Here is a 25263-nt window from a genome sequence, read left to right as displayed (position 1 = left end):
TCCAGTCAACCTCGCCAAGATCGCAGCAGGTTCCGCGCGAAATGTCGGGCGGTTCGGGGAAGATATGCCGTAGAGGCAGTCCCCCAAGCGGAGGTAGGACATGGCAACCAAGGACACCGGCGGCCAGAAGCAGGCCGGACGGCGCGAGAACGAGGTCGAGGAGACCGAGGCGTCGGCGACGCCGGACGTGCAGGAGCGGCAGGAGAAGCTCACCGACGACGTCGACGCGATCCTGGACGAGATCGACGAAGTTCTCGAAGAGAACGCAGAGGAGTTCGTGCGTAGTTACGTCCAGAAGGGCGGAGAGTAGAACAAAAGAGACACGGCAGTGAGCGCACGCTCGCCCGCCAGGGCGGGCTCTGCGCCGTCCGCCGGCAGACGCCGGAGACGTTCGCCGGCGGCGGCAGCGCGGGGATCGGGGAGTTGCGGGACGACGCGGGGACGGGTGTGGCGGGCGTTGTCGTACGCGGAGGCGGCGGAGGAGCGGTTGCGGGGCGAGCTCTCCGCGTCGGCGCCGCGACTGCGCTGAGGTCAACCGGTGACGTGGGCGGCGCCGCCGACGAGCTTTTCGAGTGCGGCCTGGTAGGCGGTGGCGGCCTGGTCCGCGGTGCTGCCGCTGATGACGGCGGCGGTGGCCTCCTGGAGGGCTGCGGAGACCTGGGGGTAGACGGCGAGGCCGGGGCGGTAGGCGGTGATGGGCAGGACCTCGTCGGCGACGTACTTGAGCATGGGGTCGGTGGCGAGGACCTCGTCGTTGACGTCGGTGCGGGAGCTGATGCGGGCCTGTCCGGCGAGCTGCGACTTGGTGGCGGCGGCTGAGTGCATGAAGGCGAGCAGCTCCCAGGCGAGCCGGGGATTCTTGCTGGAGGGGTTGAGCACGCGGACGGCGCCGCCCGACATGCTGACGTAGTCCTGGCCGCGGATGCCGGCGCCGGGACGCTGGGCGGGGATCCTGGTGTAGCCGACGACCTGGTCGCGGTCCTTCATGGGGGCGACGCCGGCTTCGGGCTCGATGACGGAGCGCCAGAAGTAGTCGCTCTCGGCCAGGATGGCGATGCGGCCGGCGGCGAACTGGGCGAAGGACTTGTCGCGGCCTTTGGCCTCCTGCTGGAGCTTGGGGTCGCCGAGGCCGCTGCCGCCGTAGATCTGCTGGTAGAGGCGGAGGACGTCCTTCATGGCCGGGGAGGCGCCGGTCCATTTGCCGGCGGTGTAGATCTCGGCGCCGGCGCCGGCGAGCAGAGGCAGGACGCCTTGCATGGTGGTGGCCTCGCCCATGGCGGTGCCGGCGTCGAGCTGGATGGGGACGGGCACGCCGGCGGCTTTGAGCCTGGCGCCGGCGTCGAGGAGGTCCTGCCAGCTTCTGGGCTGCCAGGGGTCGGGCAGGCCGGCCTTCTTGAAGAGCGTTTTGTTGTAGAACAGGACGCGGCCGTCGGTGCCCTGGGGGAGGCCGTACTTCCTGCCGTCGAAGATGCCGAGGCCCTGGACGGCCTGGGGGATCTGGGACCAGCCCTCCCACTGCTCGACGGCGGGGCCGCCCAGCTCGGTGAGGGGCTTGAGATAGCCGGCCTGGGCGAACTCGCCGACCCAGATGCCGTCGAGGTCGATGACGTCGGCGCCCGCCCTGGACTTGAGGTCGAGGGCGAGTTTGGTCTTGTACTGCTCGTCGTCGACGCCGCTCTGGCGGAAGAGCACCTTGACGCCGGGGTGGGTCTTCTCGAACCCGGGGATCACCCACTGCTTGATCCAGGTGGCCGACTCGGAGTTCTTGCCGCCTTCGATGGCGTTGGCGGCGATGGTGAGGGTGGTGCTGCCTCGGGAGGTGCCGCCGCCGGTGCCGCAGGCCGCCAGGGTGAGCACTGCGAGGGTGGCGATCACCGCAGGTCGGCGGGGGAGTCGCATGTCGGCCTCCGGTCCAGGACGTGCAGACATACCGACGGTCGCACGGCGGGGGACGGCCGTAAAGAAACGATCTGGACAACGATCGGGCCGCAGGGGGGTAGGTTGGCCGCGGTGGGGGAGGGTTCGCCGTGAGCTGATCGTGGGAAGTGCAGACAGCAACGCAACAACAGTAGGGTCGCCCTAGGGACAGTGACGTTTGGGAGGGAGTCGCGTGGCATCGCACAGGGATCTGCCCGCCGGCTTGGTGAACCAGCTTTTCCACAACACCGGGAGCTCGTCGTTCACGGAGTTCGTGAGCTCGTATGCGCCGGAGTTGTTGCCACGGCGGGATGAGGTTCTGGCCACCCCGATCGGCGACCAGGTTCCGCACGCGACCACGATCGTCGCCGCCACCTTCGCGGGCGGGGTGATCATGGCGGGTGACCGGAGGGCGACGTCGGGCAACGTGATCTCGCAGCGCGACGTGCAGAAGGTGTTCAGGACCGACGACTACTCGTGCATGGGCATCGCGGGCACGGCGAGCACCGGCATCGAGTTCGCCCGGTTGTTCCGGGTGGAGCTCGAGCACTACGAGAAGCTCGAGGGCCGGACGATGTCGGTGGCGGGCAAGGCCAACCGGCTGGCGACCATGATCAGGGGCAACCTGGCCATGGCGATGCAGGGCCTGGTGGTGGTGCCGCTGTTCGCGGCGTACGACCCGGACAAGGACGAGGGCCGCATCTTCAGCTACGACGTGGCGGGCGGGCCGTACGAGCGGGACCGGTTCGACGCGATCGGGTCGGGTTCGATCTTCGCGCGGGGTTCGCTGAAGAAGCTCTACCGTGACGGCTCGTCGGCCGACGACATGGCGATGACGCTGATCCAGGCGTTGTACGACGCCGCCGACGACGACTCGGCGACCGGCGGGCCCGACGTCACCAGGAAGATCTGGCCGATCGTGGGCGTGATCGACGCCGACGGTTTCCGCCGGCTCACCGACGAGCAGGTGTCCGGTTACGTCGACCAGATGCTCGAAGCCCGGCTGATCTCGCCCGACGGCCCCATCGCCCCGCTGCGCTAGAAAGGACCTCCTGCCCGTGTCCATGCCTTTTGGATATGCGTCCCCTGAGCAGATCATGCGGGACAAGGCCGACTACGCGCGCAAGGGCATCGCGCGGGGCCGGTCGGTCGTCGTGCTCCAGTACGTCGACGGCATCCTGTTCGTCGCGCCCAACCCGTCGCGGGCGCTGCACAAGATCAGCGAGATCTACGACCGCATCGGGTTCGCGGCCGTCGGCCGCTACAACGAGTTCGAGGAGCTGCGGCTCGGCGGCATCCGCTACGCCGACATCAACGGCTACACCTACGACCGCTCCGACGTGACCGGCCGCGGCCTGGCCAACCTGTACGCCTCCAACCTGGGCCGCATCTTCACCGAGTCGATCAAGTCGCTGGAGGTGGAGGTCGTGGTCGCCGAGGTCGGCGAGACCAAGGACGGCGACGCCATCTACCGGCTCACCTTCGACGGGTCCGTCTTCGACGAGCACGGCTTCGCCGCCATGGGCGGGCAGGCCGAGGCGGTCGCGGGGCGGCTGAAGGAGCGGTACCGCGAGTCGATGTCGCTGGCCGACGCGCTGGAGGTGGCACTGACGGCGCTGACCGAGCCCGGCGGGGAACGGCCGCCGGTGGCGCAGCTCGAGGTGGCGGTGCTCGACCGTAACCGGGAGCACCGCAAGTTCCTGCGGCTGACGGGGGCGCGGCTGGAGCGGCTGCTGGCGCAGACCACGCAGCCGCCGTCGCCGGGCGCCTCGTCCTCGTCCTCGTCCTCGTCCTCGTCCGAGGCGTCCGGGGCCGGCGGGACGGAGCCTGGCACGTCGTCCGGGCCTTCCGACGACACCCCGCCGCCGACGGGCCCTGACGGCCCGGTGGACGACGGCTCCTCGCCCCTGTAACTCCAGCGGACCCAGGCGCAGACCCGCACCACTACGGCCGGGCAGGCCGTTCCGTCGGCGGGGAAGACCGTCGCTCGCCTGAATGGGAGCGGCCTCCGGTCGGTTGTGGCGGGCGCCGGCGTCGGCGCCGGCGTCGGCTGCCGTTCGCTTCGCGGGAAGACTGCCCGCCTCGATGCAGCGAGCCTGTTCGTACGGGCCGTCTGCGCAGGCGGGCGGCCCGCTCGTGTCGGGCTGGCGGGCGCTCGTCAGGCCGGGCTGTTCGTCAGGCCGGTCGGGGTGGCTGCTCGCGCAGGTGGGCGGGCCGCTCGTCTCGGCCGGCTGCTCCGCGAGGTAGGTGGGCAGCTCGCTCGTGTCGGTCGCGGACTTCGCTCCGGGGCGGCTGGGCGGTTGTCCACGTTGGCTGGGCGGTTGTCCACGTTGGCTGGGTGGTTGTCCACGTCGGCTGGGCGGCGATCGCGTGGCGCTGAGGTCGCCCGTCGGCCGGAGGGCGGGGGTGCCGCAGGCCGGTCGCGTTGTCGGAGGGCGGGCGGGCGGGTGAGGGTTCGGGAAAGTCGGCTGCGGCTGCTTGCGGCGGGGTTGCCGGTGGCGGCGGCCCCGACCGGGCGTCTTAGGATGTCCCGCGGCTCGGGTGGTGTGAGGTGGATCACCTGGGCGGGGGCGAACCGGGTCGCTGCCTCATGAATCTCAACGTGCGTGAACACTTCGACGCGCACCCTCCTCGCCGGCGGCGTGGCCGCCGCGGCGCTGATGGCCTCCGCCGTCGCGGCCCAGGCCGCCTCCGTGTCCGGCGCGGCGTCCCAGGAGACGTCCGCCGCCACGTCCGCGTACCCCAGCTTCAAGGCGCCCAAGGTCTTCGGCACCTCGTTCCAGCCCGACCCGCGGCACGACTTCACCAAGCGCATCCACTCCCGCCACGACGGCGTCCTGCGCGGCTGGATCACCTATGTGCGCGGCGGCGTGGCCGAGTACGAGCCGATCAAGTGGAAGCGGTCCAAGCACACCGAGGGCTACTTCACGGGCCCGCCCGAGGGCGACGCGATGGCGTACGCGTCGCCGATCGCCAAGGACGTCACGTTCCTGTCGGCGTACGGCTGCCGCCAGTCCGCCGGGTCCCTGACGGTGAGCAGGAACTCGGGGCTCGGCGTCAAGCGGTGCCCGTCGTCGGTGCTGGTCAAGCGGCACGGCAAGCAGCGTCAGCCGTCGCTGATCACCGTCTACAAGGGCAAGATCGTCAAGGTGCAGGAGATCTACGTCCCCTGAGCGCGCCGCCGTGCTCCGCGGGGGCGGGCACGGGGACGAAGCGCCGCATACGGGGCGGCTACCGAAAACACCCGGCAAGATCTCTCCCGCTCGCCGATCCATGGGCATAGTGTGAGGTGATGGATCGTCGCATCTTCGGGCTGGAGAACGAGTACGGCGTGACCTGCACGTTCCGGGGCCAGCGCAGGCTGTCCCCGGACGAGGTCGCGCGTTACCTGTTCCGGCGGGTCGTGTCCTGGGGCCGATCGAGCAACGTCTTCCTCCGCAACGGCGCCCGTCTCTACCTCGACGTGGGCAGCCATCCTGAATACGCAACACCCGAGTGTGACAACGTCATCGAGCTCGTCACCCACGACAAGGCGGGCGAGCGCATCCTCGAAGGTCTCCTCGTCGACGCCGAGAAGCGGCTGCGCGAGGAGGGCATCGCGGGCGACATCTACCTTTTCAAGAACAACACCGACTCGGCCGGCAACTCCTACGGCTGTCATGAGAACTATCTGGTGGGCCGGCACGGCGAGTTCGGCCGGCTGGCCGACGTGCTGATCCCGTTCCTGGTGACGCGGCAGATCATCTGCGGCGCCGGCAAGGTGCTGCAGACGCCGCGCGGCGCGGTCTACTGCGTCTCGCAGCGGGCCGAGCACATCTGGGAGGGCGTCTCCAGCGCCACCACCCGTTCGCGGCCGATCATCAACACCCGCGACGAGCCGCACGCCGACGCCGAGCGGTTCCGCCGGCTGCACGTCATCGTCGGCGACTCCAACATGAGCGAGACCACGATGCTGCTCAAGGTCGGCGCGACCGACCTGGTGCTGCGCATGATCGAGTCCGGCACGGTGATGCGCGACCTCAGCCTGGAGAACCCGATCCGGGCGATCCGCGAGGTCTCTCACGACATGACCGGGCGGCGGCGGGTGCGCCTGGCCAACGGGCGTGAGGCGTCGAGCCTGGAGATCCAGCAGGAGTACCTGACCAAGGCGAAGGACTTCGTGGACCGGCGCGGCGGCGACGCGATCGCGCACCGCGTGCTGGAGCTGTGGGAGCGCACGCTGCGCGCGGTGGAGACCGGCGACCTCGACCTGGTGTCGCGGGAGATCGACTGGGTGACGAAGTACCAGCTCATCGAGCGCTACCGCAAGAAGTACGACCTGCCGCTGTCCTCGCCGCGGGTGGCCCAGCTCGACCTGGCCTACCACGACGTGCACCGCAAGCGCGGCCTGTACTACCTGCTGCAGAAGCGCGGCTCGGTGGAGCGGGTGGCGTCCGACCTGAAGATCTTCGAGGCCAAGTCGGTGCCGCCGCAGACCACCCGGGCGCGGCTGCGCGGCGAGTTCATCCGCAAGGCGCAGGAGAAGCGGCGCGACTTCACCGTCGACTGGGTGCACCTGAAGCTGAACGACCAGGCGCAGCGCACGGTGTTGTGCAAGGACCCGTTCCGCAGCGTCGACGAGCGGGTGGACAAGCTCATCGCCGGGATGTAGGCGGGCGTTTACCTCGGGCCTACCCGAGGGTCGGGTAAGGTGGCGCGAATCTGACGTCTTTTCCGAGGGAAACGCATGCGCCGCGTTCTGGCCGTTCTGGCAGCGATGCCGTTGATCTTGTTCGCCGCGGGATGCGGCTCCGACGACGGCGCGACGGGCGCCGCCTCCGGCGGGTCGTCGGGGGTCAAGGTCACCGGGAACGTGGGCGCCAAGCCCACGGTGACCTTCCCCTCCGGCTCGCCGGCCACCAAGTCGTCGTACGAGGTGATCCAGCCGGGCACCGGCACCCAGGTCAAGTCGGGCGACAAGGTCATCGTCAACCTGACCGTCTACGACTGGGACGGCAAGACCAACGCGGCCCAGGGCTCGTCGTACGACAACAAGGCGCCCGAGACGATCGCGGTCAACGCGCAGCTCCCGCAGGTGCTGCAGGAGGGCTTCACCAAGGTCAAGCACGGCGGCCGGCTGCTGGCGGTGCTGGCCAACGACTCGGTCGCCCCGCAGCAGCAGACGAGCCCGGCCGAGCCGACCAAGGTGTTCGTGTTCGACGTGGTGGGCACGCAGCCGCCCGCGCTGAAGGCGGCCACCGGCAAGGAGACCGGGCAGTCCATCAAGGGCGTCAAGGTCGACAACCCGGGCGGGGAGAAGGCTCCCACGCTCACCACGAAGACGGGCGAGAAGCCGCCGGGCGACCTGGTGGTCAAGACGGTCATCGAGGGCACCGGGGCCAAGGTGCAGCCGAGCCAGACGCTCACCGTGCACTACACGGGCAAGATCTGGGGCACCGACAAGAAGTTCGACTCGAGCTGGGAGCGGGGCGAGCCGGCCGAGTTCCCGCTGGGGCAGGTCATCCAGGGCTGGCAGCAGGGCCTGGCCGGGGTGCCGGTGGGCAGCCGGGTCGTGATGAGCATCCCGCCGAAGCTGGGCTACGGCGACCAGGCGCAGCAGAACATCCCGGCGGGCAGCACGCTCGTGTTCGTGGTGGACGTCCTGGCGGCCTACTGATCCAGGATTCGACCGTTTCGGCGGGTTTGCGACGGTCGGCGCGGTAGCATCGCGAGCGCCCGGAGGCGTCCGGCCCCGGGCCGCCTCGCGTGGGAGGGCCGATGCCGCGCCGTGCCGTCGCGCCGGAGGACAGGACACCCCGGCGGCGCCGTGCCGTCATGCCCGTGTTCCGCGTGCCCGTGCTGCACATGCCCGTGTTTCTCGTGCCCGTGCTCCTCGTGGTGTCGCTGCTGGCCGCGGGCTGCACCGGCGAGGCCGGGCGGGGGCTGGAGCTGACGGTCGGCGGCGCGTTCGGCGCGCGGCCCACCGTCGTCTTCCCCGACGGCAGGCCCGGCCCCGGCCTCCAGATCGACGAGCTGACCACCGGCAAGGGCGCCCGCCTGGAGCCCGACGACGTGGCGATCGTCCAGTACACCGCGCACGTCTGGGACGGCGGCCGCAACCGCCTGGTCGACTCCAGCTTCACCCGCGGCGCGCCCGCCGCGTTCCCGGTGGGCGCCCTGCTGCCCGGCCTGGACCGCGCCCTGGAGGGCCGCACGGTCGGCAGCCGGGTGATCGCGGCCATCCCGCCGGGCGACGGCTTCGGCCCCAACCCGCCGCGCGGCGTCGGCCCCTCCGACGAGCTGTTCTACGTCGTCGACATCCTCGGCGCGCACCACAAGGGCGACGCGGTCCAGGCCCGCGGCGGCTCGCTGGCGGGCGTGCGCGTCACCGCCGGCGCCCGCCCGGCGCTCCAGGTGCCCCGCACGGCCCCGCCCGCCCGGTTCGCGGCCAAGGTGATCGACCGGGGCGGCGGGCGCAGGACGCAGGCAGGCCGGCTCGTGGTCGTCCAGTACGCGGGCGCGGTCTGGGAGAGCCGCCGCGTGTTCGACACGACCTGGACGAGCGGCCTGCCGAAGGCGTTCAAGCTCGGCGACGGCGGCGTCATCAAGGCGTGGGAGCAGGCCCTGGTGGGGGTGCCGGCCGGCAGCCGGGTGCTGATGGTGGTGCCGCCGTCCTACGGCTACGGCGCGCCCGGCCACCCCGCGTACGGGGTCAGGGGCTCCGACACGCTCGTGTTCGTCGTGGACGTGCTGGCCGCGTACTGAGCGCGGGACGGCGGGCGCCGGCGCCGCACGTAGACTCCCGGCTGTGAGCACCGACGACCTCGACGCGCTGGCCCTGCTGAACGACCCGGTACGCCGCAGCCTGTACGAGGCGGTCGCGGCCGGCGGCGGCGACGTGGGCAGGGGAGAGGCGGCCGAGGCCGCCGGGGTGTCCAGGACGCTGGCCGGCCACCACCTCGACAAGCTGGTGGAGGCGGGGCTGCTGGAGAGCGGCTTCCGGCCGCAGGAGAAGAAGGGGCCGGGCAGCGGGCGGCCGGCCAAGGTGTACCGCAGGGCGAGGGGCGAGCGGACGGTGAGCCTGCCCCCGCGCGACTACGTCACGCTCGCCTCGGTGCTGGCCGGCGTGGTCGAGACGCTGGGGGCCGAGGAGCGGGCCGAGGAGATGGCGCGCGGCGCGGGCGAGCGCGTCGGCGGCCGGCACGCGGGCGAGCCGGTTGAGCGGGTGCTGCGCGAGCGGGGCTACGAGCCGTACGAGGAGGGCGGGCTGCTGCGGCTGCGCAACTGTCCCTTCCACGTGCTGGCCGACGAGCAGCCGCTGCTGGTGTGCTCGATGAACCTGGCGTTGTGCCAGGGGCTGCTGCGCGGTCTCGGCGGCGATCCGGCGCGGGCGCGGCTGGATCCGCGGCCGGGGGAGTGCTGCGTCGTTCTTTCTAAAACAAATGAGGATTGACATAGAAGGGGAAGGGTGGTGTGCTGAGCGTCATGCACCTCGCTGAGCTCAACCTCGCCCACCTGCGCGCGCCCATCGACTCGGCCGAACTGGCCGAGTTCGTCGCCCTGCTCGAACCGATCAACGCCCTCGCCGACGCCGCCCCCGGCTTCGTCTGGCGGATGAAGGAGAGCGAGACCGACCCCACCGCGACCGTCGTGCACGACTACGGCGACCACCTGCTGGTCAACTTCTCGGTGTGGGAGTCGCTGGAGTCGTTGTGGAACTACGTCTACCGCAGCCCCCACCTGGAGGTGCTGCGCCGGCGCAGGGAGTGGTTCCTGCGCATGGCGGAGCCGTACATGGTGATGTGGTGGATCCCCGAGGGCCACATCCCGTCGCTGGCCGAGGGCATGGCCCGGCTGGAGCACCTGAAGGCGGAGGGGCCGAGCCCCGCCGCCTTCACCTACAAGGACTCCTACGACAGCAGCGAGGCCGCGAACCTCCCGGCCGCCGCCGAGGCCAGGAAGTAGGCCAGGTCCTCCTCCAGCCCCCGCCCCATCGTCGACAGGCGCACCGGGGCGGCCCGCAGCGCCTCGTGCAGGCCGTCGACCGGCACCGGCACCAGCCGGTGCCGCACCGCCAGCAGCTCGGCCTGGTCGCGCACCCGCGTGCCGAACTCGCCGGGCAGGTCGGGCACCGGCACGTCGGCGGGTGACAGCGCCACCCGCCCGTAGGCGGTCAGCGAGTGGTGCGAGACGCCGTAGTGGCGCTCGCGCCGGTCGCCCTCGCTGACCCGCAGCGCCGCCACCGGCCGGCCCCGCAGCACCCCGGCCGCGTTGACCGCCTCGCCCGCCTGCACCCCCGAGAAGCCCCACCGGGTGCCCGAGCCCAGGTTGCCCGGCCCCTGCGCGACCACCGCCACGTCGGCCTCCAGCACGTGCCGGGCCGCCAGCAGCCCCGTGTGCACGGTCACCGCCTCCAGGTCGCCGCCGAACGCCTGGCCGGTCGTCACCACGCCGGCCAGCCAGCCGAGCTCGCGCAGCCGGGCCGCCGTCATCGAGAACCACGCCGGCAGCGCGCCGCCGTCCTGCATCACGTACGCCACCCGCGTGCCGGGCGCGGCCTCGTACAGGCCGGCCAGGATCGGCGCGAGCGCCGAGTGCAGGTCGGCCACCACGACAGGCATGTCCTCCAGCGAGTCGGCCTCGCGCAGCGCCTCGTGGTGCGGGGAGCCCTGCTCGTCCGCGCCCAGCACCGTGGCCTGCGACGGCGTGTACCGGGCCTTCACCAGGTGCCCCGGCCCCTGAGGATCTTCCGGCAAACGGTTCGGGACTGCCACCACCATGGCGTAACCTCCCGTACCGAGACCCATCGCGAGCGCGGTCGTGTTGAGCAGCACTTCGTCGCCGGGTTCCGGGCGGCCCACCAGCGGGGGGTACGCAAGCGCCCGGCACTCCCCCTCGGGGACGGCGACGTCCAGCTCCACCGCTCCCGGCCACTCGCGTCGGATCCGTACGACCTCGCCCTTGCGCCATCTGATCACGGGGGCAGGGTAGCGTCGATGAAGGAGGAGTGGAGCAGATGTCGCGCCGGAAGACAGAACGGTTGCTCAATCTGGTGATCTGCCTGCTCGCCACGCGGCGCCCGCTGTCGGCCGAGCAGATCCGCCAGGCCGTGCCCGGCTACGACCGCGACGGCGACGAGGCGTTCCAGCGCATGTTCGAACGCGACAAGAACGAGCTGCGCGAGATCGGCATCCCCATCGACGTCGTGCGCGACCCGTGGGAGGACGAGCCCGGCTACCGCATCCAGCGGGAGTCGTACGAGCTGCCGGAGATCACCCTGGAGCCCGACGAGGCCGCCGTGCTCGGCCTGGCCGCGCAGGTGTGGCAGCGGGCCAGCCTCGCCGAGGCCGCCTCGGGGGCGCTGCTGAAGCTGCGCGCCGGCGGCGTCGCCACCGACCGGCCGGTCGGCACCGGCGCGCTGGAGTTGCGGGTCGACACCCGCGACCCGGCCTTCCCGGCGCTGTGGGAGGCGGTGCGCGACCGGCGCGTGGTGCGCTTCGACTACCGCGGCGCCGGCAGCGAGAGCGTGCGCGCCCGCACCGTGGAGCCGTGGGGCGTGGTGAGCCGGCGCGGCCGGTGGTACCTCGCCGGGTTCGACCGCGACCGGCAGGCGCCGCGCGCCTTCCGGCTCAGCCGCATCACCGGGCAGGTCTCCCACGCGGGTCGGCCGGGCGCGGTGCGCGTGCCGGACGGCGTGGACCTGAAGGCCATGGTCGGCTTCCCCGACGAGACGAGCGACGAGCGGATCGCGATCGTGCGGGTGCGGCAGGGGGCGTGCGAGGGCGTGCGGCAGCTCGCCAGGGCCGTGCACCCCGGCACCGACGGCTGGGACGAGGCCGAGCTGGCCTTCTCCGACCCCGAGCGGCTGGCCGGGTGGATGGCCAGCCTCGGCGCCGACGTCGAGGTCGTCGAGCCGCCGGACGCGCGCGAGGCGGTCATCCGCAGGCTGAAGGGGGCGCTGGCGTGAACGCCGGCGGAAGGACGAGGGGAAGCAGGGCATGAGTGGTTCCGCGGACCGGCTGCCGCGCCTGCTGGCGCTGGTGCCGTACCTGATGTCGCATCCGGGGGCGCAGGTCGGCGAGGTGGCCGAGGTGTTCGGGCTGAGCGAGAAGCAGCTCATCGACGACCTGCAGCTCGTGTGGATGTGCGGCCTGCCCGGCCACACCCCCGGCGACCTCATCGACGTCTCCTGGGACGGCGGCGAGATCATCATCGACAACGCCGACACCATCGCCCGCCCGCTGCGGCTCGGCATCGACGAGGCCAGCGCCCTGCTGGTCGCGCTGCGCATGCTGGCCGCCACGCCCGAGCTCGCCGAGATCCCCGGCGACGCGCTGCCGCGCGTGATGGCCAAGCTGGAGCAGGCCGCCGGCGAGGGCGCCGCCACCGTCAGCAGCCAGGTCGCCGTCGACGTCGACGCCGCCCCCGACGCGCTGCCCCGCGTCCGCGAGGCGCTGACCAGGAAGCGGCGGCTGTCGCTGCGCTACTACGTGCCCGGCCGCGACGAGGTGACCCCGCGCGAGGTCGACCCGACCCGCGTGGTCGTCGCCGACGGCCGCGCCTACCTGGAGGGCTGGTGCTACCGGGCCGAGGCGATGCGGCTGTTCCGGCTGGACCGCATGCTCGGCGTCGACGTGCTCGACGTGCCCGCCGACCCGCCCGAGGAGGCCGAGCCCATCGACGTCACCCGGGGCGTCTTCCGGCCCTCGCCCACCGACGAGCTGGTCGAGCTGGAGCTGAGCGCGGCCGGGCGGTGGGTGGCCGAGTACTACCCGTGCGAGGAGGTCGCCGAGCTGGGCGAGGGCCGGCTGCGGGTGGCGCTGCGGGCCCGCGACGAGGACTGGATACTCAAGCTCGCGCTGCGGCTCGGCGACACCGGGCGGGTCGTCTCCCCGCCCCGGATGGCCGAGACCGTGCGCGAGGAGGCCGAGCGGGCGCTGGCCCGGTACGCTCACCGGTCATGACCTGGATCCTTCTGGCGGCCGGCCTCGTCGTGGCGGGGCTGGCCGTGCTCGGGGCGGCGGCCGTCCGCGTGGTCTCCGCGGCACGCGGCCTGAACAGGGAGGTTGCTCAAATTAACCAGCAATTCAGGGTGAAACCGGACTCCAGGGGATGAGGCAGGGCCCCCGGGAGCGTACGATCGGGTTTGGACAGCACTCAGCTCACCTGTAAGGACGTCACATGAACTTGGGAGCTCCGGAGATCATCCTGATCCTGGTGGCCTTGGTCCTGCTCTTCGGGGCCAAGAAGCTGCCGGACCTCGCCCGTGGCGTCGGACGGTCCCTGCGCATCTTCAAGGCCGAGACGAGCAAGATGAACGACGACGACGAGCGTCCCACCGTCGTCCAGGCCCAGGCGCAGCCGCAGGCCCAGCCCGCGCCCCCGCAGCAGATCCCGGCCGGCTCCGCCACCCCGGCGCCGGGGCTGTCCGCCGAGGAGCAGGCCCGGCTGCTGGAGGAGCAGGCGGCGCGGCTGCGCGCGAGCGCGCAGGCCGACAAGCACGCCTGAGCCTTCCCCCATTCCGCCCCTCGTCCCGAGGACTGTCTAGATGGCGCTGCTGAAGAAGTCGGGCCCGAAGCCGCCGCGGGACCCGGAAGGCCGGATGCCGCTGATGGAGCACCTGCGGGAGCTCCGCAACCGGCTGCTGATCGCGATCGCCGCCGTGGCGGTCGGCCTGATCGTGGGCTGGCTCGTGTCCGGGCCGGTGTGGGACCTGCTGAAGGAGCCCTACTGCCAGACGCCCCAGGCCCAGCAGCTCACCGGCCACTGCAGCCTCACCTACAACGGCATCTTCTCGTCGTTCTTCATCACGCTGAAGATCTCGCTGATGGTCGGCCTCGTGGTGTCCTCGCCCGCCTGGCTGTACCAGATCTGGGCGTTCGTCACCCCGGCCCTCTACCGCAGCGAGAAGCGCTACACGCTGACGTTCCTCGGGCTGGCGATCCCGCTGTTCGCCCTGGGCGCCTGGCTGTGCTACTTCATCATGGACACGTCGCTGACGTTCCTGCTGGGCTTCTCGCTCGAGGGCACGGTCGCGACGATCTCCATCGACGACTACCTCGACTACGTCCTGATCATGCTGATGATCTTCGGGGTGTCGTTCGAGCTGCCGCTGCTGCTGGTCTTCCTCAACATCATCGGCGTGGTGTCGCACGCGGCGATCGCCAAGCACCGGCGGCTGGTGGTCTTCCTCATGTTCGTCTTCGGCGCGGTGATCACGCCCGGCGGCGACCCGATCACCATGATGGCGCTGGCCGCGCCGATGATCGTGCTGTTCCTGGCGGCCGAGCTGTTCATGTACCTGCGCGAGCGCCGGCAGCCGGCGAGCGAGTTCGCCGGGCTGTCCGACGACGAGGCCTCGCCGCTGAGCGACGACGACACGCCGATCGACGACCACACGCCGCTCGACACGCCGGTCGACGCGTCGGCGGACGGGGACCTGGGCGACAAGAGGCCCTGACGGGCATTCCCGTTCCGCCCGGAAGGCGATAGGTTCCGGGCGTGTCCCCCCAACTCGCCCTGCTCGTCAACCCGGCCGCCCGGGGCGGCCGGACGCTGCGCCAGCTCGAACCCGTGGCGCGCCGCCTGCGCGCCGGCGGCGCCGAGCTGTCGGTGATCGTCGGCGACGACGCCGCAGACGCGCTCGAACGCGCCTGCACCGCCGTCGCAGAGCGGCCCGACGCGCTCGTGGCCTTCGGCGGAGACGGCCTGGTCCACCTGGCCGTGCAGGCCGTGGCCGGCACCGACGTGCCGCTCGGCATCATCCCGGCGGGCACCGGCAACGACATCGCGGCCGCGCTCGGTGTGCCGTGCAAGGACCCGCTGGCCGCCGCCCGCGTGGTGCTGCGCATGAAGTCGCGGCTGGTCGACGCCGCCCGCGTGCGCGCCGGGCGGGCCGAGGAGCTGTTCGCCGGCGTGGTGGCCTGCGGGTTCGACTCCCGCGTCAACGAGCGGGCCAACCGGCTCACCTGGCCCGCCGGCTCCGGCCGGTACGTACGGGCCGTGGTGGGGGAGCTGCGCACGTTCCGGCCCGTCCCGTTCCGGCTCGTCCTGGACGGGGAGGAGGTCATCGAGCGCGAGGCCATGCTGGTGGCGGTGGCCAACACCCGCTCCTACGGCGCCGGCATGCGGGTCTGCCCCGACGCGCGGCCCGACGACGGGCTGCTCGACGTGCTGATGGTGGAGGCGATCTCCAAGGGCGAGTTCCTGCGCGTCTTCCCCAGCGTCTACCGGGGGACCCACGTCGGGCACCGCGCGGTGACGATGCGCCGGGCGCGCACGGTCCGGCTGGAGACCCTGGGCGGCGACCCGGTGCGCGATCTCCTCGACGGCATGGTGGCCTACGCCGACGGGGAGCGCGTCGGGCCGGTGCCGGTGGAGTGCGAGGTCCAGCCGGGCGCGCTGCGCGTCCTCGTATGAGATCTACTTTGTAAAGGCGCCGGGGCCGGGAGCCCCCGGCACGCGGCGGGACGGACCGGAATGGCGGTTTCGGTAGGCTGGCGGGTATGACAACGCCAGCGGAACGCTACGCGGCCTTCCGTCAGAAGCACGCCGGTGACGGGGCCGCGCTCACATCGTTCCGAGGTCTCTACGACTTCGCGCTGGACGACTTCCAGCTCGACGCCTGCCGCGCCCTCGAGGCGGGCGACGGCGTCCTGGTGGCGGCGCCGACGGGGTCGGGCAAGACGGTGGTCGGCGAGTTCGCCGTCCACCTGGCCCTGCAGCAGGGGCAGAAGTGCTTCTACACCACCCCCATCAAGGCGCTGTCCAACCAGAAGTACAACGACCTGGTCAAGCGCTACGGCACCGCCAAGGTGGGCCTGCTGACCGGCGACAACAGCGTCAACGGCGAGGCCCCGATCGTGGTCATGACCACCGAGGTGCTGCGCAACATGCTGTACGCCGGCTCGGCCACGCTCGCCGGGCTCGGCTTCGCGGTGATGGACGAGGTCCACTATCTCGCCGACCGCTTCCGCGGCGCGGTGTGGGAGGAGGTCATCATCCACCTGCCGGAGTCGGTCCGGCTGGTGGCGCTGTCGGCCACGGTGAGCAACGCCGAGGAGTTCGGCGAGTGGATGGGCGACGTGCGCGGCGACACCACGGTGATCGTCGACGAGCACCGCCCGGTGCCGCTGTGGCAGCACATGATGGTCGGCAACCGCATCTACGACCTGTTCGTCAACGACGACCTGACGCCGCGCATCAACCCCACGCTGATGCGGGTCACCAGGGACGCCGAGCGGCTGACCGCCGGGCGGGGGCGGGGCCGCGGCTACGGCCGGCCGCAGCGGGCCCGGCCGCCGGACCGGGTGCAGGTGATCGAGAAGCTCGACTCCGAGGGGCTGCTGCCGGCGATCACGTTCATCTTCTCCCGGGCCGGCTGCGACGCGGCGGTGCAGCAGTGCCTGTACGCCGGCATCCGGCTCACCACCGACCGCGAGCGGCACGAGATCCGCCAGCTCGTCGACGAGCGCACCGCCCACCTGCCGGACGAGGACCTGGCCGTGCTCGGCTACCTCGAATGGCGCGACTGCCTGGAGCGGGGCCTGGCCGCCCACCACGCGGGCATGTTGCCGGCCTTCAAGGAGGTCGTGGAGGAGCTGTTCACGCGGGGGCTGGTCAAGGCGGTCTTCGCGACCGAGACGCTGGCGCTGGGCATCAACATGCCGGCCCGCAGCGTCGTGATCGAGAAGCTCGACAAGTGGAACGGCGAGACCCACGCCGACCTGACGCCCGGCGAGTACACCCAGCTCACGGGGCGGGCGGGGCGGCGGGGCATCGACGTCGAGGGTCACGCCGTGGTGCTGTGGCAGCCGGGCATGGACCCGCTGTCGGTGGCGGGGCTGGCCGGCACCCGTACCTACCCGCTGCGCTCCAGCTTCCAGCCGTCGTACAACATGGCGGTCAACCTGGTGGGGCAGTTCGGCCGCGAGCGGGCCCGCACGCTGCTGGAGGAGTCCTTCGCGCAGTTCCAGGCCGACCGGGCGGTGGTGGGGCTGGCCAAGCAGCTCCGCAAGCACGAGGAGGCCCTGGAGGGCTACCAGGAGGCCATGACGTGCCACCTGGGCGACTTCCCCGAGTACGCGGCGCTGCGGCGGCGGCTGACGGACCGGGAGGCCGAGCTGTCCAAGCAGCGCGGCGCCGCCCGGCGGGCCGCGGCGGTGCGGTCGCTGGAGGCGTTGCAGCCGGGCGACGTCATCCGGGTGCCGGGCGGGCGCCGGGCGGGCCTGGCGATCGTGCTCGACCCGGGCCGCAACCCGCGCGGGCACGGCCCGAGCCCGCTGGTGCTGACGATCGGCAAGCAGGTCAAGAAGCTCGACCCGGCGGACTTCCCGGTGCCGGTGGAGCCGCTGGAGAAGCTGCGCATCCCGAAGAACTTCAACGGCCGCTCGCCGAAGGAACGCGCCAACCTGGTCTCCACGCTGCTGGCCAAGATCGGCGACCGCGACCTCGGCAAGCCGCCGCGGGTGCGTGACCACACGGTGGAGGACGACGAGGTCAACGAGCTGCGCCGGCGCATCCGCCAGCACCCGTGCCACGGCTGCGACCAGCGCGAGGACCACGCCCGCTGGGCCGAGCGCTACTACAAGCTGCTGCGCGAGACCGAGGGGCTGCGCCGCCGGGTCGAGGGCCGCTCGCACGTCATCTCCCGCACCTTCGACCGGATCTGCTCGGTGCTGGAGCAGCTCGGCTACCTCGACGGCGAGGCGGTCACCGACGAGGGCCGCCGGCTGGGCCGCCTCTACACCGAGCTCGACCTGCTGACCGCCGAGAGCCTGCGGCAGGGCCTGTGGGAGGAGCTGGACCCGGCCGAGCTGGCGGCGTGCGTGTCGGCGCTGGTGTTCGAGTCGCGGGCGGCCGACGACGCGCGGCGGCCGAAGATCCCGGCCGGCCGGGCGCAGGACGCGCTGACGGCCATGCTGCGGCTCTGGGGCGAGCTGGAGGGCATCGAGTCCGACCACGGGCTGTCCACGCTGCGCGAGCCGGACCTCGGGTTCGCGTGGGCGGCGTTCCGGTGGACGAAGGGGCACACGCTGGACGCGGTGCTCATGGACGGCGTCAACGGCAACGAGCTGGCGGCCGGTGACTTCGTCCGGTGGATCAAGCAGCTCATGGACCTGCTGGGGCAGCTCCAGAACGCCTCCGCGCCGGGCAGCAGGATCAGGCAGACGGCCGGCAAGGCCGTGGACGCGATGCGGCGCGGCGTGGTGGCGTACTCGTCGCTGACGTGATCTGTGCCGCGCCGGCCCTCACCCTGCGGCGACGGCCGGCGCGGCGGCCTTGACCAGCATGACCGTCTCGCCGTCGGACTCCAGCGCCCGGAAACCCTCGCTGCGGTAGAGGGCGAGGTTGCGCAGGCTGTTGGCGCCGGTGTGCAGCACGACGCGGGCGCCCGCGGGAGCGGCGGCCTCGGCGTCGCGGAGAAGCTCGCGGCCCAGCCCGCGGCCCCGCAGGTCGGGGACGACGGCGAGCCGGCCCACGTGCCAGTCGTCCCCGTCGGCGCGGGCCCTGACCATGCCGAGCAACCGGCCGTTCAGCCACAGGCCGGTGGCCTGCCAATCGGTCAGCCAGCCGCGCACGTCGTCCACGTCCTCGTGCAGCGGCGCCAGGGACGTCGTGTCGTTGGCGAGGGCCTCCTCCACCCAGCAGCAGCGTTGCAGGACGGTCACCTCGGGCGCGTCGGCGGGGGACAGCGGGCGCAGATAAGAGCCCGGCAGCGGCCCCGGGCGGGAGCCGGAGCGGTGCCGCTCGCGCAGGGGCCGGAGGGCGGCGGCCACCTGGACGACCTCCTCCAGCAGCTCTTCGGCCGCCCTGTCGCGGGCCGGGTCGGGCCGCAGGCGCCCCTCGTGCACGGCCTCGGCGATGCGGATGGCGACCGTGGCGCCCACCGGCACCAGCCGCAGCGTCGTCACGACCTGCTTGGCGTGCTGGACGGACCGGGTGCCCGCCGAGGTGTTGCCGTAACTGACGAACCCGACGGGCTTCCACGCCCATTCGCGGCCGAGGTAGTCGAGGGCGTTCTTCAGGCTCGCGGGCATGCCGTAGTTGTACTCGGGCGTGACGACGACGAAGCCGTCCGCCCCGTCGACGACGGTGCTCCACCGCCTGGTGTGCTCGTTGCGGTAGACGCCTGAGGACGGATGCTCCTCCTCGTCCAGGAGCGGTAGGCCGAGCTGGGCCAGCTCGACCGGCTGCAGCTCGACGCCGAGCGCGGCGGCTCGCGGCCCGGTGGCCTCCATCAGCCATCGCAGGACGTGCGGCCCCAGGGCGCCGGGACGGGTGCTGCAGCCGAGCACGACGATTCGCGGCAAGTTCGTTGACATGGAAACGAACGTATCCGGTAGATTGATGACATGTCAACGAAACGCCGGGAGACGCCGGCCGGGACGGTGCGCTGGCTGGACGCCGACGAGGAACGGGCCTGGCGGGCGTTCCGGCGGATCATGATCGCCGTGCAGACCGGCACGGCGCACGACCTGGCCGAGGCAGGGCTCTCCGAGGCCGACTACGAGGTGCTCAGCACGCTGTCGGAGCGTCCGGGGCACACCAGCGGCCTGGGCGAGCAGGCGGCGAAGATGGGCTGGTCACGCAGCCGGCTGTCGCGGCACGCCACCCGGATGGAGGCCCGTGGCCTGCTGCGCCGCGCGCCCGACGCGAGCGACGGCCGGGGCTGCCTGCTCGTGCTCACCGACGACGGCATGGCCGCGCTGCGGGAGGCGGCGCCGGCCCACCTCGCCTCGGTGCGCCGTCACTTCATCGACCGGCTCACCCCGGACGACCTCGCCGCCATCGAGCGCATCGCCCGGCACCTGGAGCCGGGCTGATGCCCCCGGCCGCCCCCGCGGCCCCCCTCACCCCTCGTCCCGGCGGCCTCCCCGGCGGACGCCCGCGACGGTGAGGGCCAGGCCGAGCAGGCCGGTGACAGGGGCGGCGGCCGTGTGGGCGGTGCCGTCGAAGACCAGGTGGAGCAGGCCGAAGTGGTGGCCGAAGAGATGCGGGCGTGCCATCGGACGAAAGTATCGGGCCGGGTCGGCCTGAGGCCCCGGGAGAAGCGCCGATGGTCGCCGCTTTGTGCGCCTTTTGCGCTTTTACCTGTTTACGGCGCTTTGAACAATGGACGCGGATTGCCTTCTCCGCCGCGTTTTACTGGTCAAGCTTCTCGCCTTTCGTATGAAATGTCGTGATTTATGCGAATTGAGCGGGTAGCGTCCGAATTGTCAAGTGTTCAGCCGTTCAACGGGGGAGGAACCATGGCGAACACGCAGCTCACTCACGTCGGGTACGAGCAGGGATGGGGCTGTCGACGACGTCGCTGGCGTCGCCGCTGGCACTGCGGTCGGCGTAGGTGGTGGGGTTGGGGGTGCTAAGAGCGCCCAATGAGAGCCGGCGGCTCAGCCGCCGGCTCTCCTTTGCCGCCTCCGGCCGTGAACTCGCGCCGGCGATCACCCTTCGCCGGACGTTCCGCGAGTTCTGGCCGGACACCCGCGGGCTGCGGCGGTTGTTCGCGGCCGGAGTGGTGTTCGCCGTCCTCGCCGCGCTGTGCGAGGTCGCCGCGATCCGCCTGTTCGGTCACATCACCGACGAGGTGCTCACCACCCGGCGGCTGGAGGCCTTCTGGGCCCCCGCGTTCAGCTGGCTCGGGCTCGCCGCGGTCGCCGGGCTGGCGTCCTTCGCCGGGACGTACGCCACCGCGCTCGGCGCCGAACGATTCCTGCTGAGACTGCGCGACCGGGTGTTCGACCACCTGCAGACGCTCGCGCCCGACTACGCCGAGAACCGGCGGCTCGGCGACCTCATCGCCCGGCTCACCGACGACGTCGAGGCCATCGAGGAGCTCGTCGGCTCGGGGCTGGTCAAGGCGATCACCACGGCGGCGAGCGTCGTGTTCTTCGCCGGGGCCGCCTTCCTCGTCCGCTGGGACCTGGCGCTCGTCACGCTCGCCCTGATCCCGGCGTTCCTGCTGGTCTCGAAGGTGTTCGCGGCCAGGTTCAGGACCGCGGCGGCGCGCGAGCGGCACAGCAACGGCGCCATGAACAGCGTCCTGGAGGAGGGGCTGGCCAACCAGCCGCTGGTGCAGGCCTACAACCGGCAGCGCGACGAGGCGCGCCGGCTGCACCGCGAGGGACGGACGTGGCTGCGCGCCAACCTGACGCAGGCGTGGCTGTCCGGCCTGTACGGCCCCGTCGTGCAGGTCATCGAGACCGCGTGCCTGATCGTCGTCCTCGGCGTCGGCGCGTGGGAGATCGCCGCCGGCCGGCTGACCATCGGCGGCCTGCTGGCCTTCGCCGCGTACCTGGCCCTGCTCTACCCGGCGGTCCAGGGGCTCGGCGAGCTGGCCCTGACCGTGTCGGAGGCCGCCGCCGGCTCCGACCGCATCATCGAGGTGCTGCGGGCCAGGCCCGCCGTCACCGACGCGCCCGGAGCGGTCGCCGCCGCTCCCGGGCGGGGCCGGGTGGAGTTCGACCGGGTCAGCTTCGCCTACCCGGGCCGGGCCGCGCGGCCCGCGCTGCGCGAGGTGTCCTTCGCCGCCGAGCCCGGCGAGGTGCTCGTGATCACCGGCCCCAGCGGGGCGGGCAAGTCCACGCTGGCCAAGCTGCTCGTGCGCTTCTACGACCCGGACGAGGGCCGCATCCTGCTGGACGGCGCCGACCTCCGGGACCTGACGCGCGAGTCGCTGCGCGACAACGTCACCGTACTGCACCAGGAGACGCTGCTGTTCTCCGGGTCGGTGCGGGACAACATCGCCTACGGGCGGCCCGGCGCTTCCCTGGAGGAGGTCATCAGGGCCGCCGAGACGGCCGGCGTGCACGACTTCGTCAAGCTGCTGCCCCACGGGTACGACACGCCGGTGGGCCAGCGGGGGCGGCTGCTGTCCGGCGGGCAGCGGCAGCGGATCGCGATCGCGCGGGCCGTGCTGCGCGACGCCCCGGTGCTGGTGCTCGACGAGCCCATGACCGGGCTGGACGAGGAGACGGCCGCGCAGGTCATGGGGCCGCTCGGGCGGCTCATGGCCGGGCGGACCACCATCCTCATCACGCACGACCTGCGGCAGGTGCCGTCGGGGGCGCGCGTGATCGGGCTGCGGCCGGTGCCACGGGAGGAGCGCATCCGGCTCAAGCGGGCCGGCGTGCCGCGCCTGGCGCGCGGCCGGGCGGGCACGGACGCGCCACCCGCCCCGGACGTCCGGCCCGCCCAGGGGCCGGGGCCCGACACCGCTTCGCACGCCGCGCGGCCGGACGCGGGAACGCACGCCGTGCGGCCGGATGCCGGGGCGCACGCCGTGCGGGCCGAGCCGGCGTCGCACACCTTCCGGCCGGTGCCGCGGCCGCGCCGCCCGCTCGAACCCGAGCCCGGGGTCACCGACCCGGGCCCGTAGGCCGCTCGCGTCCGCCCGTGAGGCACCCGTCCCTTCGGGGGCGGGTGTCTCCCTGTTCCTGGTGGTCAAGGACTGTTTGTCCGGGATCTTCGCCGATAGAATCGGAGAAACCTCTCCGGTTGCCGATCGAGGGCGGGTGGAGCGCATGGGTGACGACGACAGCACGGCCAGGCCGTTGCGCGCGGACGCCCGCCGCAACCGCGAACGGGTGCTGCAGATCGCCCAGGACGCCCTGGCCAGCGACGGCCTGACCATCTCCTTCGACGAGATCGCCCGCCGCGCCGGCTTCGGGGTCGGCACCGTCTACCGGCACTTCCCCACCAAGGAGGCGCTGTTCGAGGCGGTGCTGCTCGGCCGGATGGAACGCTTCGTGGCCGACGCGCGGGCGCTGGCCACGGCCGAGGACCCGGGAAAGGCGTTCTTCGGCTGGTTCCGGGCCGTGGTCGAGCAGGCGTCGGCCAACCAGGCGCTGTGCGACATGCTGGACGGCGGCACCGGGCCGGCGTTCAGCCGGGGCACGGCGCTGGAGGCGGCCTTCGCCACCGCGCTGGCCCGGCTGCTGCAACGCGCCCAGCGGGCCGGCGCGGTGCGCGCCGACCTGGTGCCGGCCGACGTGCAGGACCTGCTGCGCGGCTGCCTGGCGGCCGAGCGCCGGGCGCGGGCCAGGGGCGGGAAGGTGCCGATGGCCGAGGTGGTCTGCGACGGCATGCGCTCCCAGCCGCGCTGAGCGCCCGCAACGCCGCAGGACGCGGCCGACGGGCGCTTGTGGTGCGGCGGGCCCGGCGCTTGTGGTGCGGCGGGCCCGGCGCTTGTGGTGCGGCGGGCCCGGCGCGGGGGATCAGTGGGTGAAGCGGACCTCGCGGGTGGCCGGGTCGGCCTGCGTGAGGCGGACCGTGACCCGTTCGCCGAGGGGGAGCGTCCCCTCGCAGCGGGCGATCACCGCGGGCTCGACGAGCTGCACCTGCCCGCCGCCGCGCCGCTCGTCCACGTCGATCACCACCGCCTCGAACGCCTCCCCGACGCGCTCCCGCAGCAGGAACGCCTCCACCAGGTCCACGCACGCCCGCTCCGCCGCCGAGGCCCGCCGTCCGGAGGAGGCCATCGCCTCCGGCAGCGCGGCGAGCCCCGCCCGCACGTCCGCGGGCACCGGCTCGCCCGCCGCGACCGCGAGGCACACCTCGGTCGCGTACCGGTCGACCAGCCGCCGCAGCGGGGCGGTGACGTGCGCGTACGGCGCCGCGACCGCCGCGTGCCCCGCCTCCTTCGGCGGCGCGCCGTCGAACGCCTCGTAGCCCGAGCCGCGCAGCAGCACCCGCGACTCGTGCAGGAACGCCGCCTGCTGCGGGCTCCGCGGATCGAGGTCGTGCACCACCTCGCCGTAGCCCGCCCCGTCCGGCCACGGCACGCCCAGCGCCTCGGCCACCCGCCGGACCTTGGCGAGGTCGTCCGGCCGCGGCTCGGGCAGCACCCGCAGGACGCCGATCTCGGCGTCCAGCATCATCGACGCCGCGGCCATGCCGGTCAGCAGCGAGATCTGCGCGTTCCACGCCTCGGCCGGCAGCGGGAGCCGGAACTCCAGCCGGTAGCCGCCGTCGGCGGGCACCACCTCCTGCTCGGGCGTGGGCAGGGTGACGCCGCCGCGCTCGCGCTCCAGCGCCAGCCGCAGCCGCCCGATCTCGGCCAGCAGCCCGAGCACGCCGTCGGCGGTGCCGGTGTCGACGGCGGCCTGCACGTAGGCGTAGTCGAGGCGCTCGCGGCTGCGGACCAGGGCGCGCTGCACGTCGGCGCCCACCATCTCACCGTCGGCGTCGAGGTCGATCCGCCACACGGCGGCCGGGCGCGGGGCGCCGGGCAGCAGGCTGGCCGCGTCCTCCGACAGCACCTTCGGATGCAGCGGCACCTTGTCCTTCGGCAGGTAGACCGTCTCGCCCCTGGCCCGGGCCTCGGTGTCGATGACGCCGCCGGGGCGCACGAACGCGCCGACGTCGGCGATGGCGTACCAGACCCGGTAGCCGGCGCGCGTCCGCTCCAGGTGCACGGCCTGGTCGAGGTCCATGGAGCCGGGCGGGTCGATCGTCACGAACGGCACGTCCGTGAGGTCCTTGCCGTCGAGCCGCGGCACCTGCGCCACCCACGCCGCCTCGTCGAGCACGGCGCCGGGGAAGCCGTCAGGCAGCGTCATCTCGCGCCTGATCCGGTCGAACCCGTCTTCGAGCCTGAGGGGTATCTCTTCGGGAACCTGAATCATCGACACGGGCACAACCTACCGGGACGGCCCGCCGTCCCCGTCGGCGGTCAGGTGATCGTCCAGGCCGGTGATCCGCAGCAGCCGCTCCATGGCGGGCGGGACGTTCGCCAGCCGCACCGGGGTGCGTTGCCGGACGGCCTGGTTGCGCACGGAGACGAGGATGCCGAGCCCGGCCGCGTCGATGAAGGACAGGCGGCCGACCTCGATGACCAGCGAGACGTCGCGCCGCCCGCGGCCGGCCTCCCGCAGCAGCTCCAGCAGGTGGCCGCGGAGCAGCTCGGTGGTGGCGATGTCCAGCTCGCCCGCGACGGTGACCGTCACGGTCTCGTCGTCGCGGCTGGTGCTCAGGTGTAGTGGGTCCATCTCTGGCTCCGCGCTGTGTCGAGGGCCGGGGACTCCTGGTGTTGCGCGGACCCGCCCTTGCCGTTGTGCACCAGACGCCGTGGCGGTCACCGGCCGCCACCGCGCGTTTCCGGAAGGGAGTCTAACCACGGGGCCGGAGCGGTCCACGGGACGCGAGCCGTCCTGGTGGACAAGAGAAATCCTCAGGAAAACAAAACGGCGTTCCCAGGGTGGAGAATCATCACCCGGGGGAGCCAGCGGGGCGGGGTGCGGGCACCCGCTGCCGGTTGTGTGGCTTTTTACCTTTTCGGCGTGGGCGGGGCGGGGTCTACTGGGCCGGACGGCGGCGGCACGACGAGGTGCGGCAGCCGGTCCGGGGGAGGCCGGGCATGCGGCGCGC

At 72.6% G+C, this 25263-nt stretch carries 25 protein-coding genes; 19 read left to right on the top strand and 6 right to left on the bottom strand.

Going from position 1 to position 25263, the window contains the following annotated elements; translation table 11 throughout:
• The first annotated feature begins 100 nt into the window (after nucleotides 1-100).
• Nucleotides 101-310 (top strand): ubiquitin-like protein Pup, encoded by a 210-nt coding sequence (locus MF672_RS21815; protein ID WP_242381849.1) that lies wholly within the window; start codon nucleotides 101-103, stop codon nucleotides 308-310.
• Between the two features lie 221 nt (nucleotides 311-531).
• On the opposite strand, the gene MF672_RS21810 is transcribed toward MF672_RS21815, so the two are convergent.
• A complete protein-coding gene (locus MF672_RS21810) occupies nucleotides 532-1899 on the bottom strand; it encodes an extracellular solute-binding protein (RefSeq protein ID WP_242381850.1) in 1368 nt (455 codons plus the stop codon).
• Between the two features lie 211 nt (nucleotides 1900-2110).
• Here MF672_RS21810 and prcB point away from each other — a divergent pair, with 211 nt between their 5' ends.
• The 8 genes from prcB to MF672_RS21770 all read left to right on the top strand — a co-directional run bounded on the left by prcB (nucleotide 2111) and on the right by MF672_RS21770 (nucleotide 9861).
• Complete coding sequence (gene prcB, locus MF672_RS21805) at nucleotides 2111-2959, top strand: proteasome subunit beta (RefSeq protein ID WP_242381851.1); 849 nt, start codon at nucleotides 2111-2113, stop codon at nucleotides 2957-2959.
• Nucleotides 2960-2981: 22 nt separating this feature from the next.
• A complete protein-coding gene (gene prcA / locus MF672_RS21800; RefSeq protein ID WP_242381855.1) occupies nucleotides 2982-3830 on the top strand; it encodes a proteasome subunit alpha in 849 nt (282 codons plus the stop codon).
• 693 nt (nucleotides 3831-4523) lie between these two features.
• The gene (locus tag MF672_RS21795) at nucleotides 4524-5090 is read left to right on the top strand and encodes a hypothetical protein (RefSeq protein ID WP_242381852.1); all 567 of its coding nucleotides are present in this window, start codon (nucleotides 4524-4526) and stop codon (nucleotides 5088-5090) included.
• A gap of 119 nt (nucleotides 5091-5209) precedes the next feature.
• Complete coding sequence (gene pafA, locus MF672_RS21790; protein ID WP_247815374.1) at nucleotides 5210-6568, top strand: Pup--protein ligase; 1359 nt, start codon at nucleotides 5210-5212, stop codon at nucleotides 6566-6568.
• A 105-nt stretch (nucleotides 6569-6673) separates the two neighbouring features.
• Nucleotides 6674-7573, top strand: a complete 900-nt coding sequence (locus MF672_RS21785; RefSeq protein ID WP_242379614.1) for an FKBP-type peptidyl-prolyl cis-trans isomerase — start codon at nucleotides 6674-6676, stop codon at nucleotides 7571-7573.
• Between the two features lie 158 nt (nucleotides 7574-7731).
• Nucleotides 7732-8661 carry an FKBP-type peptidyl-prolyl cis-trans isomerase gene (locus MF672_RS21780; protein ID WP_242379612.1) on the top strand — a complete coding sequence of 310 codons (930 nt, stop codon included), beginning with the start codon at nucleotides 7732-7734 and terminating at the stop codon, nucleotides 8659-8661.
• Nucleotides 8662-8704: 43 nt separating this feature from the next.
• The gene (locus MF672_RS21775; RefSeq protein WP_242379611.1) at nucleotides 8705-9349 is read left to right on the top strand and encodes a helix-turn-helix transcriptional regulator; all 645 of its coding nucleotides are present in this window, start codon (nucleotides 8705-8707) and stop codon (nucleotides 9347-9349) included.
• Nucleotides 9350-9381: 32 nt separating this feature from the next.
• On the top strand, nucleotides 9382-9861 hold the full coding sequence (locus tag MF672_RS21770) for a DUF3291 domain-containing protein (RefSeq protein WP_242379609.1): 480 nt from the start codon (nucleotides 9382-9384) through the stop codon (nucleotides 9859-9861).
• Here the strand turns inward: MF672_RS21770 and MF672_RS21765 are convergent.
• Nucleotides 9807-10874, bottom strand: a complete 1068-nt coding sequence (locus MF672_RS21765) for a DUF3866 family protein (RefSeq protein ID WP_242379608.1) — start codon at nucleotides 10872-10874, stop codon at nucleotides 9807-9809. The genes MF672_RS21770 and MF672_RS21765 overlap by 55 nt on opposite strands.
• Nucleotides 10875-10912: 38 nt before the next feature.
• On the opposite strand from MF672_RS21765, the gene MF672_RS21760 reads away from it, so the two are divergent.
• The 7 genes from MF672_RS21760 (at nucleotide 10913) to MF672_RS21730 (ending at nucleotide 18128) form a co-directional block, all read left to right on the top strand.
• Entirely contained in the window at nucleotides 10913-11863 is a 951-nt protein-coding gene (locus MF672_RS21760) for a helix-turn-helix transcriptional regulator (protein WP_242379606.1), read from the top strand.
• A gap of 31 nt (nucleotides 11864-11894) precedes the next feature.
• On the top strand, nucleotides 11895-12860 hold the full coding sequence (locus MF672_RS21755) for a helix-turn-helix transcriptional regulator (RefSeq protein ID WP_242379604.1): 966 nt from the start codon (nucleotides 11895-11897) through the stop codon (nucleotides 12858-12860).
• Nucleotides 12857-13012, top strand: a complete 156-nt coding sequence (locus MF672_RS21750) for a hypothetical protein (RefSeq protein ID WP_242379603.1) — start codon at nucleotides 12857-12859, stop codon at nucleotides 13010-13012. Before MF672_RS21755 ends, MF672_RS21750 begins: the two co-directional genes overlap by 4 nt.
• Before the next feature lie 65 nt (nucleotides 13013-13077).
• Nucleotides 13078-13404 carry a Sec-independent protein translocase subunit TatA gene (gene tatA / locus MF672_RS21745; protein WP_242379601.1) on the top strand — a complete coding sequence of 109 codons (327 nt, stop codon included), beginning with the start codon at nucleotides 13078-13080 and terminating at the stop codon, nucleotides 13402-13404.
• Between the two features lie 40 nt (nucleotides 13405-13444).
• Nucleotides 13445-14356 carry a twin-arginine translocase subunit TatC gene (gene tatC / locus MF672_RS21740; protein WP_242379600.1) on the top strand — a complete coding sequence of 304 codons (912 nt, stop codon included), beginning with the start codon at nucleotides 13445-13447 and terminating at the stop codon, nucleotides 14354-14356.
• 41 nt (nucleotides 14357-14397) lie between these two features.
• Nucleotides 14398-15315, top strand: a complete 918-nt coding sequence (locus MF672_RS21735) for a YegS/Rv2252/BmrU family lipid kinase (protein ID WP_242379598.1) — start codon at nucleotides 14398-14400, stop codon at nucleotides 15313-15315.
• 86 nt (nucleotides 15316-15401) lie between these two features.
• A complete protein-coding gene (locus tag MF672_RS21730; RefSeq protein ID WP_242379592.1) occupies nucleotides 15402-18128 on the top strand; it encodes a DEAD/DEAH box helicase in 2727 nt (908 codons plus the stop codon).
• Between the two features lie 18 nt (nucleotides 18129-18146).
• Here MF672_RS21730 and MF672_RS21725 read toward each other — a convergent pair whose 3' ends face one another.
• On the bottom strand, nucleotides 18147-19220 hold the full coding sequence (locus MF672_RS21725; RefSeq protein WP_242379580.1) for a GNAT family N-acetyltransferase: 1074 nt from the start codon (nucleotides 19218-19220) through the stop codon (nucleotides 18147-18149).
• Nucleotides 19221-19250: 30 nt separating this feature from the next.
• Here MF672_RS21725 and MF672_RS21720 point away from each other — a divergent pair, with 30 nt between their 5' ends.
• On the top strand, nucleotides 19251-19721 hold the full coding sequence (locus MF672_RS21720; protein WP_242379568.1) for a MarR family winged helix-turn-helix transcriptional regulator: 471 nt from the start codon (nucleotides 19251-19253) through the stop codon (nucleotides 19719-19721).
• Between the two features lie 27 nt (nucleotides 19722-19748).
• On the opposite strand, the gene MF672_RS21715 is transcribed toward MF672_RS21720, so the two are convergent.
• Nucleotides 19749-19904: a hypothetical protein gene (locus tag MF672_RS21715; RefSeq protein ID WP_242379555.1), complete on the bottom strand. Its 156-nt coding sequence runs from the start codon at nucleotides 19902-19904 to the stop codon at nucleotides 19749-19751.
• A gap of 353 nt (nucleotides 19905-20257) precedes the next feature.
• On the opposite strand from MF672_RS21715, the gene MF672_RS21710 reads away from it, so the two are divergent.
• Entirely contained in the window at nucleotides 20258-22273 is a 2016-nt protein-coding gene (locus MF672_RS21710) for an ABC transporter ATP-binding protein (RefSeq protein ID WP_247815498.1), read from the top strand.
• 145 nt (nucleotides 22274-22418) lie between these two features.
• Nucleotides 22419-23000, top strand: coding sequence for a TetR/AcrR family transcriptional regulator (locus MF672_RS21705; RefSeq protein ID WP_242379552.1), 582 nt, complete (start codon nucleotides 22419-22421; stop codon nucleotides 22998-23000).
• 111 nt (nucleotides 23001-23111) lie between these two features.
• Here MF672_RS21705 and MF672_RS21700 read toward each other — a convergent pair whose 3' ends face one another.
• Together MF672_RS21700 and MF672_RS21695 are read right to left on the bottom strand one after the other, a co-directional pair.
• Nucleotides 23112-24455, bottom strand: a complete 1344-nt coding sequence (locus MF672_RS21700) for an RNB domain-containing ribonuclease (RefSeq protein ID WP_242379550.1) — start codon at nucleotides 24453-24455, stop codon at nucleotides 23112-23114.
• 81 nt (nucleotides 24456-24536) lie between these two features.
• Nucleotides 24537-24884, bottom strand: a complete 348-nt coding sequence (locus tag MF672_RS21695; protein ID WP_242379548.1) for an STAS domain-containing protein — start codon at nucleotides 24882-24884, stop codon at nucleotides 24537-24539.
• Nucleotides 24885-25263: the final 379 nt, after the last annotated feature.

The organism is Actinomadura luzonensis, from assembly GCF_022664455.2.
In the GTDB taxonomy this organism is placed as follows: Bacteria; Actinomycetota; Actinomycetes; order Streptosporangiales; family Streptosporangiaceae; genus Nonomuraea; species Nonomuraea luzonensis.
The sequence above is the reverse complement of the archived record's forward strand: the minus strand, read 5'-3'. Positions and strand labels throughout refer to the sequence as shown.

Coding starts and splice junctions, on each gene's coding strand:
- MF672_RS21815 (WP_242381849.1), top strand. CDS start 101: ATGGCAACCAAGGACACCGGCGGCCAGAAGCAGGCCGGACGGCGCGAG.
- MF672_RS21810 (WP_242381850.1), bottom strand. CDS start 1,899: ATGCGACTCCCCCGCCGACCTGCGGTGATCGCCACCCTCGCAGTGCTC.
- prcA (WP_242381855.1), top strand. CDS start 2,982: ATGCCTTTTGGATATGCGTCCCCTGAGCAGATCATGCGGGACAAGGCC.
- pafA (WP_247815374.1), top strand. CDS start 5,210: ATGGATCGTCGCATCTTCGGGCTGGAGAACGAGTACGGCGTGACCTGC.
- MF672_RS21785 (WP_242379614.1), top strand. CDS start 6,674: ATGCCGTTGATCTTGTTCGCCGCGGGATGCGGCTCCGACGACGGCGCG.
- MF672_RS21780 (WP_242379612.1), top strand. CDS start 7,732: ATGCCCGTGTTCCGCGTGCCCGTGCTGCACATGCCCGTGTTTCTCGTG.
- MF672_RS21770 (WP_242379609.1), top strand. CDS start 9,382: ATGCACCTCGCTGAGCTCAACCTCGCCCACCTGCGCGCGCCCATCGAC.
- MF672_RS21760 (WP_242379606.1), top strand. CDS start 10,913: ATGTCGCGCCGGAAGACAGAACGGTTGCTCAATCTGGTGATCTGCCTG.
- MF672_RS21755 (WP_242379604.1), top strand. CDS start 11,895: ATGAGTGGTTCCGCGGACCGGCTGCCGCGCCTGCTGGCGCTGGTGCCG.
- MF672_RS21750 (WP_242379603.1), top strand. CDS start 12,857: ATGACCTGGATCCTTCTGGCGGCCGGCCTCGTCGTGGCGGGGCTGGCC.
- tatA (WP_242379601.1), top strand. CDS start 13,078: ATGAACTTGGGAGCTCCGGAGATCATCCTGATCCTGGTGGCCTTGGTC.
- tatC (WP_242379600.1), top strand. CDS start 13,445: ATGGCGCTGCTGAAGAAGTCGGGCCCGAAGCCGCCGCGGGACCCGGAA.
- MF672_RS21730 (WP_242379592.1), top strand. CDS start 15,402: ATGACAACGCCAGCGGAACGCTACGCGGCCTTCCGTCAGAAGCACGCC.
- MF672_RS21725 (WP_242379580.1), bottom strand. CDS start 19,220: ATGTCAACGAACTTGCCGCGAATCGTCGTGCTCGGCTGCAGCACCCGT.
- MF672_RS21720 (WP_242379568.1), top strand. CDS start 19,251: ATGTCAACGAAACGCCGGGAGACGCCGGCCGGGACGGTGCGCTGGCTG.
- MF672_RS21715 (WP_242379555.1), bottom strand. CDS start 19,904: ATGGCACGCCCGCATCTCTTCGGCCACCACTTCGGCCTGCTCCACCTG.
- MF672_RS21705 (WP_242379552.1), top strand. CDS start 22,419: ATGGGTGACGACGACAGCACGGCCAGGCCGTTGCGCGCGGACGCCCGC.
- MF672_RS21700 (WP_242379550.1), bottom strand. CDS start 24,455: ATGACGCTGCCTGACGGCTTCCCCGGCGCCGTGCTCGACGAGGCGGCG.
- MF672_RS21695 (WP_242379548.1), bottom strand. CDS start 24,884: ATGGACCCACTACACCTGAGCACCAGCCGCGACGACGAGACCGTGACG.